Raw genomic sequence first — 14,756 nt, forward strand, 5'->3', positions numbered from 1 at the left:
ATGCTCGACTCATTTACGCTTTATTTTGCCAGTATCGCTGTTATGACAGTGATGACGTTACTAAATTTTTTAACTTGGCGTACCAATAAGCATGTTCCCGGCACGTTACTTTATATTTCCTACCCTTTACTACTATTAGCCGCCATTGTGGGCTTTGCGCTCATAGGTAAAATCCCTGAAAAGCTTGCCATTACCTTTGCTAATAGCATGATGTTTTTAGCATCCATTGTGCACTGCTTATCGCTGAGTCAGTTTTTAAATTATCGTGGTCGTGGTTTTAAATTTGTTTGCCTATTTACCGCTGCCAGCGCTTTATTGCTTGTTTACTTCACTTTTTTTCAGCCATCTATGCGCTCACGGGTTTATATTTCTGACTTTCAACATATTGTAGAAGCCGCTTTTTTACTATTTGTTTTTTTTAAATATGCGCGAAAACCTTATCCTAATGCCAGTATTGTTTACATTATTATTTTAACCTTGGTTGCAGCCAGTTTTATCACTCGAACTATTTTTATGGATCGCGTTGCACAACAAGATGCAATATTAAACCCATGGTTTGACTCACTATTATTTTTGAACAGTGTGATTGCCCCTATGTTTTATGCTGCCGGTATGGCGCTATTGTGTAATGAACGCAGAGAATTAAGGCTTAATAAACTTACCGAAAAAGCACACAAAGACTTAGAGATTCGCGGGCTCTTTTTATCAACTATAAGCCATGAAATACGCACCCCATTAAACGGCATTTTAGGCAGCGCACAACTGGTGTTAAACCAAACTAGCGACAGCCGCAATAAAGCTTATTGCGAAGCCATTATCAACTCAGCTGAGTCACTCAACTTACTAGTAGATAAAGTGCTGGAATACGCAAGCTTAGATCAGCATGACGAAGCCTTGTACGAAGAAGACATAGAGTTCAAAACTTGGCTACAAAACTTATGCCTGCTGTTAAGTCCTCTGGCCGAACAAAAACAGCTTAAATTTGAGCTTGCCTGTAACATCCCTGATAAAGCCTGTTATTACTGCGACCAACAAAAGCTCAGACAAATCATTATTAATCTTGTTGGTAATGCGATTAAATTTACCGACACCGGCACAGTAAAAGTACAGATTGATTTAATTAATGAAACTCAGCTCGATCATACTCTTAAAGTAAGTGTACTCGATTCGGGCCCGGGTATTGAAAAAGATGAAATTGATTACTTAACTGAGCCCTACATTCAAAGCAGCGCCGGTAAGGAAAAAGGCGGAACGGGGCTTGGTCTGGCTATAACTAGTCGCCTTCTCGATAAAATAAATAGCCAACTAGAAATCACCAGTGAGCTGGGAGTGGGTAGCGTATTTAGCTTTAACATGACACTAGCCATAGGTGAACTTAGCCTTGTAGAGCAGCGCCATCAAAGTAAGGATTATTTAACCGGACTTGATGTGTTACTTGTTGAAGATTTAGATTTAAACCAAAAAATAGCTGTTGAATTTATGGCTGACGACGAGCATAAAATTAAGCTCGCTAAAGATGGCAAAAGTGCGATTGAGTTGATGAAAAAATACCACTTTGATGTGGTGTTACTTGATATGAACTTACCCGATTTAACAGGGCAGCAAGTGCTAAAAACACTCAAACGAGTGGAGCATAAAAATCAGCGAACTCCGGTGCTGGCCTTTACTGCCAGTTTGAGCCCTGATGAAATAAAAGAATACTTAGCACTGGGTATTAAAGACATTGTTGGCAAGCCATTAAAGCAAGAAAAACTACGCCAAGCATTGAGTGATTCACAGTCAACACAAACAGCTAGCATTGCCGTCGAGCTGATTGATACGTTATACGATGAAACTGCCACAGAAACCCTAACAAGCTCTTTTAGTATTGATGAAGTATCTTCTATTTATAATGAGTTTATCCTATCTGCGCGTAATAAACTGAGCCGTTGCCAAGCTTTATTAGAGCAAGATCCCGAGCAATGCATTAAGTTATTACATCGCCAAGCCAGCACCGCAATGCAACTTGGCTTTAATAGCTATGGACTAGCTCTTAAAAAAATTGAGCGACGCTTACTAGATAAAAAACCATTAAATAACTCGTTAAATGAAGCCAGCACACTGTGGCAACACAGTTTAGAAGCCTATTTAAGGTATGTGCGCGGGCAATTAGAGTAATTGGAAAATAATTTCCCGCAATAGCCTCAACTTGCGTTAATCAAATCGAGCAACTTCTTCAAACTTAAGCCCTGTAAAACCATATGCATTTAATGCACAAAATAAGTTTAAGGCAACCTCTTTATCATTTTCACGTGAGTCAAAAACATAAGTACCTTCAAATCGGTCTTCTGGAATTTTAAATATGCAGCTAGATTTTGGTAAGTGTTCCTTTCTAAACATAGCTTTTTGTAATCCAATATTTAAAGTTGGGAGCATAAAAGTGCTCTTCTCAACATCTAACATACCTTCTATTTTCCGAGTAACATTATAAAAATACCAGTTATCATCACCAACATAAAAGGGGAGTAACTCTCCAGAATCTTCAAAAATTTCTGTCAGTTCATTTGCAGCTTGCTCAGATACAGCAAGACCCTGTAAATTAATTGCAGCAAAATCACCTAAAGGAGTCTCTTTTTCATTGTTATAATGAGCACTAAAATTTATCAGCGTAGACTCTTTGGAAGAAGTATCAGGTTTCCATAACTCCGGTTCACATAAAGTTTCATTGTCAGGAAAAATTACTCTGTAATGATTCACATCTGGCGTTATTTTATAAATTATCTTACTCATTAGTACCTATACACTCTTAAATATTTACCTACCGTATATATCGTCAAATCGCTCTATATCGCTTTCATCTAAAATGGCACCCGTTTGAACTTCAATAACAACTAAGGGTTCGGACTGATTATTCGCTAAGCTGTGCAGTTGTTTTGCACCAATATAACAAGATTGGTCGTGAGTCAGTGTTAAGCTTTGCTGGTCAATACATATATCTGCAGTGCCTGATACGACCACCCAATGCTCAGCGCGATGCTGATGACGTTGGGTTGAGAGCCTAGCCCCACTTTTTACGGTAATTTTTTTAACCTTAAAGCCGATACTTTCTACTAGTGTACGATAATTTCCCCAAGGGCGGTAAACCACCTGATGATGCGCCAGTTTGTCATTTTGCGTAATTGCCAATTGCTTAAGTATTAAAGGTAAGCCTTCAAGCGAATCTTGCTTTGCAACTAAGGTAGCATCATGAGTATGTACAATCGCTAAATCACTCACACCTAAAGTAGCAATTGTGTGTCCATCCTCACTAATAACTAGGTTATTAATACTGTTTTGTGCAATATGTTGCTGATTTTGACTATTGCCCTGCGAATCCTTTTCTGCAAGCGCAGCCAGTGCAGAAAAACTGCCGACATCACTCCACTTTAACGCCACTGGCATTACCACTACATTATTGCTGCGCTCTAAAATAGCGTAGTCAATTGAGTCACTTGGGCAAGATTCAAGTGCATGGGCATTTGCTCTAGTAAACGCTAAGTCTTGTTTAAAATCAGTAGCACTGGCTACACTTTTAGCAATTTTGGGGGCAAAGCGCTCAAGCTCTTGCAAATAAGCAGTGGGAGTAAATAAGAACATACCACTGTTCCAACTATAACCGCCCTCAGCTAAATAGGTTAATGCAGTTGCTAAGTCAGGCTTTTCTTTAAACTGGTCAACTTCAAAACAACAGGTATCTTTAATGGCTGCGCCCTGTTTTATATACCCATAACCTGTGTGTGGCTCTGTTGGCGTAATTGAAAATGTAACTAATTTACCTTGCTCAGCAAGTTTAATCGCATCAGATAACTGAGCAGTTAATCCGGTAAAATCTGCAATATGATGATCGGCAGGCATCACCAACAAAGGGCCCGTAATATTATTTTTTAAAGCATAATGCGCGGCAAGGGCAATAGCTGGTGCGGTATTTTTACCTTCTGGCTCAAGTACTATGGCATAGGGTTTTGCAAATGCTGCCTGCTCCGCGGCAATAAATCGGTGCTGCTCATTACAGACCAAAATAGCGGGATTAAAGCCCTCAGTTGCAACACGTAATAAGGTATTTTGTAATAATGACTGCTGATTTTTATCATCAAGCAAAGATAAAAACTGCTTTGGCATTGCTTGGCGCGACAGCGGCCAAAGCCGTGTGCCAATGCCGCCTGCTAAAACTACCGGTGTAATAAGGGTTGTATTCATAAAGCCGCCAATAAAAATATCAGCGGCTATTTTAGCACTTTATTGGCTAGGCGCTAATTTATACCAATGTAAAAGCATCTGCATCTAAATGTGCCGGGAATTTAGCTCTAAACTCATCAAGCGGCGCTTTATTTAACGTGATTGTTAATAGTGCTTGCTGGTCGTCATGCGCTTTAATCAGTGGCTCACCTTTAAAGTCATACACTGCGGTTCCACCGCTGTGGTCAATACCATTACCATCTTCGCCAACCCGATTTACGCCAATCACGTAGCATAGGTTTTCCATTGCTCGCGCCATTAATAAGGTATCCCACACATTACGCCTTGCAGCTGGCCAGTTGGCAATATTTATCATCACGTCGTAGTCATTGTTATTGCGCTGAAACACCGGAAAACGTAAATCGTAGCAAACTTGCGGTAAAATTTTAAACCCTTTGAGTTCAAACACTTCACGGTTTTGTCCTGCTACTACAAATTCGCCCTCGTTACCCAAACAAAATAAGTGGCGCTTATCGTAATAACGTACCTCACCACTTGGCTTTACCCAATAAAACCGGTTGGCCTTTTTGTCTCCTTGAGTTACCAATACCGAGCCCGCACAAACCGCATTATGTTGTTTAGCTTGTGTTTTAAGCCAACTCAGTACTGAGCCATTTTCAGCCTCACCACAATCAAGGTTAACCGCAAATCCAGTGGCAAAGGTTTCGGGCAATACAATTAAATCTGGTTTATTGGTGATGTTGGCAAGTTGTTGTTCAAACATAGCTAAATTGGCTTTTTTATCGAGCCAATGCAATGAGCTTTGTAATAATGCTAAAGTTAAAGTTGACATAAAATTTGCGCCGCCTCTATTAGGGTTTGATCGTTTTTAGCAAAACATAAGCGAATAACCTTATCGTTATTTGGCTGCTGGTAAAATACACTTAGTGGAATGGCTGCCACGCCTGCTTGCTCTACCAGCCACTGACAAAATTCTACGTCATTTAAATCCGATACATCACTATAATCAAGCAGTAAAAAGTAGGTGCCTTCACTTGGTAAAATGCTAAAGCGGCTGTCTTGTAGAGCATTACTGAGTACATCGCGCTTTTGTTGATAAAACTCACTTAACTGGTCAATGTGTTCAGCATGTTGCTCTAACATATCTGCTAATGCATGTTGTGCAGGCGTAAAGCTTGAAAAAGTAACATACTGATGAATCTTTCGAAATTCTTCGCATAAATCAGTGGGCGCAATACAGTAGCCCATTTTCCAACCGGTGCTATGAAAGGTTTTACCAAAGCTTGAAATAACAAAGCTTTTTGCCAGTAGCTCCTCGTCACGTAGTGCACTTAAGTGTGGTTGTTGATCAAACGTTATATGCTCATAAACCTCATCGCTTATTACATATAAATTGTGAGCACTCACTAGTTTTTTTAGTTCGTTGATATCTTGCTGTTTTAACACTTTGCCACTGGGGTTATGCGGAGTATTAATAATAATTGCACGAGTATTTACTGTGATAGCTTGATTTACCATTTGCCAATTTATAGTGTAATCTGGAGCGGCTAACGCAACATGCACTGACTTGCCGCCTGCTAGTTCAATAGCGGGCTGATATGAGTCGTAAGCAGGATCAAATACAATAACGTCATCACCCGCGCGCACAATAGTTTGAATCGCTACAAATAATGCTTCAGTTGCTCCTGAAGTTATAGTTACTTGGCTTGTTCCATCAATTTGCGCAGCATATTTTCGCTGAACTAATGCTGCAATTTGCTGTTGCAGTTTAGGTACACCGCTGGAAGGCGAGTATTGATTAGCTCCTTGGGCTACGTACTGACTTAACTGCGCTTTTAAATACTCAGGGGTATCAAACTCAGGAAAACCTTGCGAAAGATTAATTGCCGAAAACTTATTAGCCAAGCCACTCATTTGGCTAAATATACTAATACCTAAATTGGGGAGTTTACTGTCAAACACGAAGTCTCCTGATGATGGTTTTGTGTACAGAGCAATGCTATGATTAAAAACGGAAGTTTAGCCGTCTAAACTGTACTTTAATTGTTATTTGTGAGGAAAATATGCAAGACAACCATACCGCTATTTCAAACCTTATAGAAGCCGCAAAATGGATCAGCCAACAAGGTTGGGTTCCTGCCTCGGGTGGAAATTTATCAGCTCGCACCCAAAATGGCTTCGTTATAACGACTAATGGCTGCGATAAGGCCCAACTTACCCATGAGCATTTTTTACAGTTAGGCCACCAAAACTTAAATCCTCCTCAGGCTTTATCAAGCGAAGCGAAATTACATTTAAGTTTGTATCAGTTAATTCCTGAGGCGCAATGTGTATTGCATACTCAATCTGTTGCAGCAACGGTGCTTTCACAAGTAACGCAAGCTCATCAGCTTGATTTAAGCGGTTACGAAATGCAAAAAGTACTCAGTGGTTTTACCTCACATTTAGAAACCTTAAGCATTCCGATTTTTGATAACGACCAAGATATTGACCGTTTAAGCTTATTAGTTAGCGATCATCATTTGCACTCACCGATTAAATTTGGTGTATTAATTCGCGGTCATGGCTTATATGCAGTTGGCAAAAATATTGCTGAAGTGCGTCGCCACCTAGAAGCACTAGAGTTTTTGTTTAGCTGCGAATTAGAACGATTAAAAATCACCGGCATTCAAGCGAGCAATACACTTCATCATCAATAATTAACAAGCAAGTATTTAATGGTAATGCTCGTACATTTTATCTAGCGGCTCAGAAAGACCGCTTTCTTGTACTATACGTACATGTTTGCGTTTTAATTCGCGAGCACTGGTAACGCCACAAGAATGTGCAATAAGCCCTGCCCCGTAATGGATGTATTTATTATAATTTGCGACCCGCTGCGCTTTATCTTCAACATTCAAACCACGTTGTAAACGTTCATTATGCGTAGTAATTCCTGTTGGGCAGGTATCTTTATTACATTGCATAGCCTGAATGCAGCCTAGTGCAAACATGTGCCCTCGCGCAGAAACCACAAAGTCGGCTCCTAGTGCTAATGCCCATGCGACTTTGGAAGGCACAATTAATTTACCCGAAACAATAATTTTAACTCGCTCTCTAAGACCGTGTTTCTTTAATAGCTGTATAACTAAAGGAAGGCTTTCTTTAAGCGGTAACCCCACAGAATCTAATAAAGATTGTGGTGCTGCGCCTGTGCCCCCATCAGCACTATCAATAGTAATAAAGTCGGGTGCGGACTCAATGCCACGATGATTAATCTCGGCAAATAAACTTTCTAACCAAGTATGCTCACCAATAACCGCTTTAAAACCTGTCGGTTTACCCGTTGTAGTTCTGATGGTGGTAAGCATGTCTAGAATATCGTTTGGATTTTTTATTTCTGGGTGCCCATTTGGGCTAATAGAATCCTGCCCTTCGGGTATGCCTCTTATTTTGGCAATTTCAGCATTCACTTTTCGTCCAGGTAACATGCCGCCTTTGCCTGGCTTAGCACCTTGGCTCATTTTCAGTTCAAACATTTTAACCGCTGGATGTGCAGCAACGGCTTTTAGCTTTTCTGTACTTAAATTTCCCTGCTCGTCGCGTACACCGTATTTTGCGGTGCCAATTTGAAATACAATATCGGCACCTCCTTCTAAGTGATATGGGCTAAGGCCGCCTTCTCCTGTGTTCATCCAACATCCTGCTAATTTTGCCCCCTTGGATAGTGCACGCACAGCAGGGCTTGATAGCGCACCAAAGCTCATGCCCGATATATTAAATAGCGAATTTGTGGTGTAAGGAAATTTACAGTAAGGGCCAAGAGTTACGTTGCTCGGCGCTAAGGCTTCTTCATCTAAGGTAGGAAACGCACAGTTCATAAACATGACTGTGCCTGTGGCCTCTAAACTTTGAGTTGAACCAAAAGCGGCCGTGTGATCAACATCTTTAGCCGCGCGGTAGACCCAACTACGCTCGGCACGATTAAAGGGCATTTCTTCACGATCGAGGGCAAAAAAATACTGTCTGAAAAACTCACCTTGGCGCTCAAAGAAATAACGAAAACGTCCAATCACGGGATAATTACGCCTAATAGCATGCTTTGTTTGCGTAACATCTCGAATATAAAAAATAGCAATTAATACAACCAGCAATCCCAATGCAACAATAAATAGGCTGGCAAACACATCGATACTGAACATTATAAACTGACTCATTACTTATCCTTAAATGCTAAAAAAGCGTGATGCCATCAAATAACACCACACTTTTATAGTTTCAAAATAATGCGCTTTTAGCTATCTGTTTTTGCTAATTCCACTTGTATATACAAACGTATTTGTTGCTCAAGCACCGACAAAGGCACTGAGCCATGGCGTAATATTTGATGATGAAACTCACGAATATCAAATTGTTGACCTAATGCTTGCTCAGCTTCTGCGCGCAGACGTTTAATTGTTAACTCACCAATTTTGTAAGACAGCGCTTGTGCTGGCCACGAAATATAACGGTCGGTTTCCGTTTTTACATTATGCAATGAAAGCGCCGTATTATCAGCCATAAAGTTCATTGCACGCTCTCGACTCCAGCCATACATATGCATCCCCGTATCAACCACTAAACGTGCAGCACGCCACATTTCGTAGGTTAAACGACCAAAGTTGCTATATGGGTCTTGATAAAAACCAGCCTCAACCCCTAAGTACTCTGAATATAACCCCCAGCCTTCACCAAATGCTGATAAATAGGCATCTCGGCGATAGCTAGGTAAGCTTTCAAGCTCTGCATTGAGTGATATTTGTAAATGATGGCCCGGTACGGCTTCGTGCAGCGTTAACGCTTCTAAAGCATAGAGTGGTCGTTTATCTAAAGCGTACGTGTTCACCCAATAAAAACCGGCTTGATCATCACGGCTCGAACCTGAATAGCGCCCAGTAGTGTACTTAGGTGCAATATTGGCAGGCACCGGCGCTACGCCATAGGGTTTGCGTGGTAAGGTATGAAATAATTTAGGTAACTGTGCATCCATTTTTTTGGCAATGTACGCGGCCTCTTTTAATAATTGTTCAGGCGTTGTGGCGTAAAACTGCGGATCAGTACGTAAAAAGTGGATAAATTCTGCAAACGTGCCCTTAAAACCCACCTCTTTGATGACCGCTTCCATTTCACTGCGAATACGCGCCACCTCAGCTAAACCCAGCTCATGGATTTCTTTTGGGGTCATTTGTGTCGTGGTGTAATACTTAGCACGATTTGCATAAAAGGCTTCGCCATTAGGAGTTGACGAAATACCAATATCACTGCGCGCGCCAGGTAAGTATTCAGTATTAAAAAAAGTTAAGTAATCTTTATAGGCTTTAATAACTTGGCCACTGATAGTGGCTTTAGCCTGTTGTTGTAACGCTATAAATTCACTATCACTTAAACCCGCGGTATTGTTTAAAAACGGCTTGTAAAATTCAGACTGTGTTACATCGTCAACAATGTAGGCAGTAATAGAGTCTTGGTAGCCAATTAATACCGCTTTGGGTTGAGTTAAACCAACTTCTAATCCTTTACGCATCCAGCCTATGTTTTGCTCAAAAAAGCGCGGCACTTGTTGTAATCGCTTTAAGTAGTTTTGATAATCTTGAGCGGTTTTATAATCCGAGCTATTAACAATAAACGATAAGCTTGAATGAAAGCCATATTCTGACGTTAAAGGCATGTAGTGCGCGTTAAATACATATTCATCAATAGTATTTTGCACTTGCGCTCGAATAATACTGTAGTTAATTTGGTTTTCGTCACTCAGCTTGCTCATATCTATTGCATCTAAATCAGCCAATAACTGCGTGTTTTTTTGATACTGCTGGGCTAAAAAGTCAGCCGATAAGTTAGGTAGTAAATAGCCATCAACCCCCTTAGGATTACTGTACGGACTTACCTTTTGGCGGTACTGGACGATACTTTCGGCCGTTTGCGTAAATTGCTGATCGGCGTTAATTGTGGTGAGCTGACACGCGCTTAATGAGCACACTAAGGTGACACTTAATAAGGAAAGGCGCATTTTTTTCGAAAGAGATAAATTCATAGTTATTGAGCTTAATGACGTTACAGATGTGATAAACCTATCTTAGGCTGAATAAATAGCAAATAGATATACGACCAACTGCGAAAAATATACGCCAGCAGTCATTTTATTAACTTAAGTTAATACTTAACTATAAATAAAATTAGAGTAATTGCTCAAAAAAGCAACGGTTATTGAATTTATAGCGTCATTTTAATCAACTACGACTCATTTTACTTTTAAATCACAGATATAATGATTATTGTATCTGCGCTTGGAAGCAAATTGCCTCATTGGACGAGTTTTATAAATCAGCATTTATGCGTATTTGGTTGGTAATTGCAAATGATGTTCCATGACTCCATGGCTATAGCACAAGAAAAAATGACAAAAGTATGTATGTTTTTAGAGCATCATGTTTTGCCTCCTACCCCCTTAAATTTTCAAGTTGTGTATACATACATTAGTAAAATCCATTTTGCGCTTAACAATGCTATTGATGATGCCATAGATGCAAATCAAAATATTGATGAGCTATTTATTGAGCAACTCTATTTTGAATATTTAAATCAGGGTCATAAAACCGAAGTAGCAATGATTGAAAACGTCAATGGCGTGATCAATTCACTATCGCGAAATGCACAGCAAACAGAAAAAAAACTTAACGATTTTGCAGGCCATGTTAATGACTGCTTGCATTCTTTAGATGAAAATAATATTGCTAACAGCCGCCTCGCTTTAGAAAGGTTAAATGAGCAAACACAGTTACTTCTCTCACAACAAGCACAATTTAAACAAGAACTTAGCCAGGCAAAAAAACTACACGAAGCCACTAAAAAACAACTTAATACCTTGCGCAAACAACATGTGATTGACCCACAAACAGGCTTATACAAACGCCATTATTTAACTAAGCAAACACAATTATGGCTAAAACAAGACAAGTCAATTTCAGCAATTGCCATTCAAATTGATAATTTAGAGCATTTTATTAATAACTTTGGTGATGCCATTGGAGAAGTGATTTTAAATAAAGTAGCTAAGCAAGTTCAAAAGTATGTTTCACAAAGTGGCTTAGCCGGGCGCTCTGCAAAAGACCAATTTATTGTTCTACTTGCTAACATTGAGCCAGAAACTGCTAAGCTGATTGCAGAAAAAGTAATAACTGGAGTTGAAAAACTACGCTTTATAAGTTCAAAAAGCGATCTAAAACTCCCTCCCATTTCTCTCTCATTAGGGATTACGGAACAACAACAAGGCGACTTTAACCAACTAGTTAAAAGTGCCTCAAACGCGGCGTTTAAATCACGCGCATCTCAATAACCCAGTACACTGTTCAAACAATAAAATTAACTGATAAATCATATTCAAATTGCACCCTTGGTGCACAATCAAGTACACTAGTCTTTATTACCACGATAGAGATTAATCATGAACGAGAACCCTGAAAAGACCACGCATTTTGGCTATAAAACTGTTGCCGAAACCGAAAAAGCTTCTATGGTTGCTGATGTATTTCATTCTGTTGCGACAAAGTACGATGTTATGAATGATCTCATGTCTTTTGGTATTCATCGTTTATGGAAACGTCAAACAATTGCCAGCTCAGGTATTCGTAAAGGTCATCATGTATTAGATTTAGCCGGCGGTACTGGCGATTTAACTGCAAAGTTTAGCCAGCTTGTTGGCGAAACCGGTCAGGTTGTTTTAGGTGATATAAACTCTTCAATGTTAAAAGTAGGCCGCGAAAAGCTGCATAACTTAGGCCTTGTAGGCAACATTGATTACGTACAAATGAATGCCGAAGCCTTACCTTTCCCTGATAATAGTTTTGATTTAATTACGATTGCTTTTGGCTTACGTAATGTCACCGACCAAAATAAAGCATTGCGCTCTATGTACCGCATTTTAAAGCCAGGTGGTCGTTTACTCATTCTTGAGTTTTCAAAACCAGAGCAAGAGCTTCTCAGCAAGGCGTATGACTTTTACTCTTTCAACATTTTACCTACTATGGGTAAACTAGTTGCTAACGACAGTGAATCATACCAATACTTAGCAGAGTCAATTCGTATGCATCCAGATCAAGAAACCCTTAAAGCGATGATGGTGGAAGCAGGGTTTGAGCAAGCGACTTATCAAAATCTAACTGGTGGCATTGTTGCCCTGCATCGTGGATTTAAATACTAAGGTTAGTAATTTATGGCGCTTGAAGAACACAGTAAAGAACAACCGGCTGCAGGCAGTTTTTTTATGCTACCGAGCTTTGTACTTTCGCTTATTGAGCAAGTATTAAATCAAGCGCTTAAACTCGATCCGAGCTTACTCGATAAACTAAAAACGGTAGAGCATCAGCGCTTATTAGTTGAGGTTAGAGACTGGCAGCAAAAAATAGCCATTACTTATGCCAATCAGCAGCTACATCTTTACACTGCATTCGAACATGCTGACGCTGATTGTATGATCAGCGCCAATATAGATACGTTGTTAGCACTGAAAAACCCAGCCATGCTGACTCAACTTATTCGCCAAGATAAGCTTGATTTACAAGGCGATTTAAATATAGCTCAACACTATAGTTCAGCCTTTTCAAGTGTAGAGATTGATTGGCCAGAGCAACTAGCAAAGCATATTGGCGACGCGCCTGCACAACAACTTTATTTGCACTTGCAGTCGCTTAAGCAGCAAGGTAAAAAAGCAAAGTCTCAGCTCGATAATACTTTTATTAGTGTGTGCCAAGACGAACTGGCAATCACCATTCACCCATTAGAGCTTGAGCAATTTAAACAACAAAATAGAGCACTAAAAGGCCATGTTGCCGCCATTGAGCAACGTATTAACGCCCTAATTAAAGCCCTTTAACGCGCTAAGGATTTTTTGTGTCAACTGCCCGACTGTATTACATAACTAAAACCCTGCTTAGCTTCGGACTTGATGAGCTTGTACCCAAACATAAAGTACCTTGGTTTGCTAAACTTGCTCGTGGCAGTTTGTTTTGGTTGCGCAACCAACACAAAGATAAACCTCCTGGCTTAAGACTTCGTTTAGCACTACAACAGCTTGGCCCTGTGTGGATAAAGTTTGGCCAAATGCTTTCAACTCGGCGCGATTTACTGCCTCATGATATCGCCTTGGAATTAGCCTTTTTACAAGATCAGGTAGAACCGTTCGAGGGTGAACTAGCCCAGAGAATCATCGAAAAAGCATTAGAAATAGATGATATTAGCCAGCTATTTAGCGAATTTTCACAAATACCTTTGGCATCGGCCTCAATTGCTCAAGTGCATACTGCTACCCTTGTTGATCCTCAAGGCGAATCGCAAGATGTTGTTATTAAAGTTATTCGCCCTAATATTGAGCAACAAATCAACGCTGACTTAGCACTAATGGAAAAATTGGCTAAGGTTGTCGGTAAGTTAATTAACGAAGCCAAGCGATTACGCCCAGTGGAAGTGGTTAAAGAGTATAAAAAAACATTGCTCGATGAGCTCGACTTAATGCGTGAGGGCGCTAATGGCATTCAATTAAAGCGTAACTTTGAAGGTTCAGAATCGTTATACATTCCAACAGTATATAGTGATTATAGCCGCAGTAATGTACTGGTTATGGAGCGTATTTACGGTATTCCGGTTTCGGACACTGAAGCGTTGATGGCACAAAACACCAACATGAAGTTATTAGCAGAACGCGGAGTAGAAGTGTTTTTTACTCAAGTATTCCGCGACAGTTTTTTTCATGCTGACATGCACCCAGGTAATATTTTTGTGTCACGCGAAAACCCGCATAATCCTAAATATATTGGTATAGATTGCGGTATTGTTGGAACTCTTAACAAAGAAGATAAACGCTATTTAGCTGAAAATTTCATTGCCTTTTTTAACCGCGACTACCGCCAAGTAGCACAGCTACATGTTGATTCAGGCTGGGTACCACCTGATACCAGCATTGAAGAGTTTGAATTTGCTATTCGCACCGTGTGCGAGCCTATTTTTAATAAACCACTAGCTGAAATATCATTTGGTCATGTATTGGTTAACTTATTTAATACCGCACGTCGTTTTAATATGCAGGTTCAACCGCAACTCGTATTATTACAAAAAACCTTGTTGTATGTTGAGGGCTTAGGTCGTCAGCTATACCCACAACTGGACTTGTGGAAAACAGCAAAACCATTTTTAGAAGACTGGGTTAAACAACAAGTGGGCCCGCTGTCTGTGCTAAAGCAAATGTATGCAAACTTACCGTTTTGGGCAGAAAAAATGCCTGAACTACCCGATTTAATTTATCAAAATTTAAAGCGAGCACCACACTCTCACGCACCTGAAATTAAGGTTTCACATAAACCATTGGTTTTAGGACTGTTTAGTAGTGCTGCGATGATTGTCTCAGCTTTATTTTATTTACAACACAACTTAATCGCTGCTGGCGTTGTCTTAAGCTGTGCTGTTATTGGCTTTATAGCGGCTTGGCGCCGCTCATAAACTAAGTGCTATTTGCCACTTTGGGCGTATAA

12 protein-coding genes are annotated in these 14,756 nt (G+C 40.1%); 6 read left to right on the forward strand and 6 right to left on the reverse strand.

Annotation, left to right across the window (positions count from 1 at the left end; genetic code table 11):
• The gene (locus ACNSN2_RS14300) at positions 1 to 2,157 is read left to right on the forward strand and encodes a response regulator (protein ID WP_418607832.1); all 2,157 of its coding nucleotides are present in this window, start codon (positions 1 to 3) and stop codon (positions 2,155 to 2,157) included.
• A gap of 36 nt (positions 2,158 to 2,193) precedes the next feature.
• Here ACNSN2_RS14300 and ACNSN2_RS14305 read toward each other — a convergent pair whose 3' ends face one another.
• Genes ACNSN2_RS14305 through ACNSN2_RS14320 form a run of 4 tightly spaced genes read right to left on the reverse strand, consistent with a single transcriptional unit; the run spans position 2,194 to position 6,177 of the window.
• A complete protein-coding gene (locus ACNSN2_RS14305) occupies positions 2,194 to 2,769 on the reverse strand; it encodes a hypothetical protein (RefSeq protein ID WP_418607834.1) in 576 nt (191 codons plus the stop codon).
• A 24-nt stretch (positions 2,770 to 2,793) separates the two neighbouring features.
• Positions 2,794 to 4,215, reverse strand: coding sequence for a mannose-1-phosphate guanylyltransferase/mannose-6-phosphate isomerase (locus tag ACNSN2_RS14310; protein WP_418607836.1), 1,422 nt, complete (start codon positions 4,213 to 4,215; stop codon positions 2,794 to 2,796).
• Between the two features lie 58 nt (positions 4,216 to 4,273).
• Positions 4,274 to 5,047 carry an amidohydrolase gene (locus tag ACNSN2_RS14315; protein WP_418607837.1) on the reverse strand — a complete coding sequence of 258 codons (774 nt, stop codon included), beginning with the start codon at positions 5,045 to 5,047 and terminating at the stop codon, positions 4,274 to 4,276.
• Positions 5,035 to 6,177 carry a methionine aminotransferase gene (locus tag ACNSN2_RS14320; protein ID WP_418607838.1) on the reverse strand — a complete coding sequence of 381 codons (1,143 nt, stop codon included), beginning with the start codon at positions 6,175 to 6,177 and terminating at the stop codon, positions 5,035 to 5,037. Before ACNSN2_RS14320 ends, ACNSN2_RS14315 begins: the two co-directional genes overlap by 13 nt.
• 101 nt (positions 6,178 to 6,278) lie before the next feature.
• Here ACNSN2_RS14320 and ACNSN2_RS14325 point away from each other — a divergent pair, with 101 nt between their 5' ends.
• Complete coding sequence (locus ACNSN2_RS14325) at positions 6,279 to 6,914, forward strand: methylthioribulose 1-phosphate dehydratase (protein WP_138596601.1); 636 nt, start codon at positions 6,279 to 6,281, stop codon at positions 6,912 to 6,914.
• A gap of 15 nt (positions 6,915 to 6,929) precedes the next feature.
• Here the strand turns inward: ACNSN2_RS14325 and ACNSN2_RS14330 are convergent, their stop codons facing one another.
• Positions 6,930 to 8,411, reverse strand: a complete 1,482-nt coding sequence (locus ACNSN2_RS14330; protein WP_075170763.1) for an FMN-binding glutamate synthase family protein — start codon at positions 8,409 to 8,411, stop codon at positions 6,930 to 6,932.
• A gap of 77 nt (positions 8,412 to 8,488) precedes the next feature.
• On the reverse strand, positions 8,489 to 10,267 hold the full coding sequence (locus ACNSN2_RS14335; protein WP_138596599.1) for a DUF885 domain-containing protein: 1,779 nt from the start codon (positions 10,265 to 10,267) through the stop codon (positions 8,489 to 8,491).
• Positions 10,268 to 10,609: 342 nt separating this feature from the next.
• Here ACNSN2_RS14335 and ACNSN2_RS14340 point away from each other — a divergent pair, with 342 nt between their 5' ends.
• The 4 genes from ACNSN2_RS14340 to ubiB all read left to right on the forward strand — a co-directional run bounded on the left by ACNSN2_RS14340 (position 10,610) and on the right by ubiB (position 14,724).
• Entirely contained in the window at positions 10,610 to 11,569 is a 960-nt protein-coding gene (locus ACNSN2_RS14340) for a diguanylate cyclase domain-containing protein (RefSeq protein WP_138570607.1), read from the forward strand.
• A gap of 108 nt (positions 11,570 to 11,677) precedes the next feature.
• The gene (gene ubiE, locus ACNSN2_RS14345) at positions 11,678 to 12,433 is read left to right on the forward strand and encodes a bifunctional demethylmenaquinone methyltransferase/2-methoxy-6-polyprenyl-1,4-benzoquinol methylase UbiE (RefSeq protein WP_008108541.1); all 756 of its coding nucleotides are present in this window, start codon (positions 11,678 to 11,680) and stop codon (positions 12,431 to 12,433) included.
• A 12-nt stretch (positions 12,434 to 12,445) separates the two neighbouring features.
• Complete coding sequence (locus tag ACNSN2_RS14350; protein ID WP_054202682.1) at positions 12,446 to 13,105, forward strand: ubiquinone biosynthesis accessory factor UbiJ; 660 nt, start codon at positions 12,446 to 12,448, stop codon at positions 13,103 to 13,105.
• A 17-nt stretch (positions 13,106 to 13,122) separates the two neighbouring features.
• Positions 13,123 to 14,724, forward strand: coding sequence for a ubiquinone biosynthesis regulatory protein kinase UbiB (gene ubiB / locus ACNSN2_RS14355; protein WP_010392267.1), 1,602 nt, complete (start codon positions 13,123 to 13,125; stop codon positions 14,722 to 14,724).
• Positions 14,725 to 14,756 lie beyond the last annotated feature (32 nt).

Origin of the sequence: Pseudoalteromonas sp. US3C1013, assembly GCF_048401115.1 — a bacterium.
Taxonomy (GTDB): Bacteria; Pseudomonadota; Gammaproteobacteria; order Enterobacterales; family Alteromonadaceae; genus Pseudoalteromonas; species Pseudoalteromonas undina.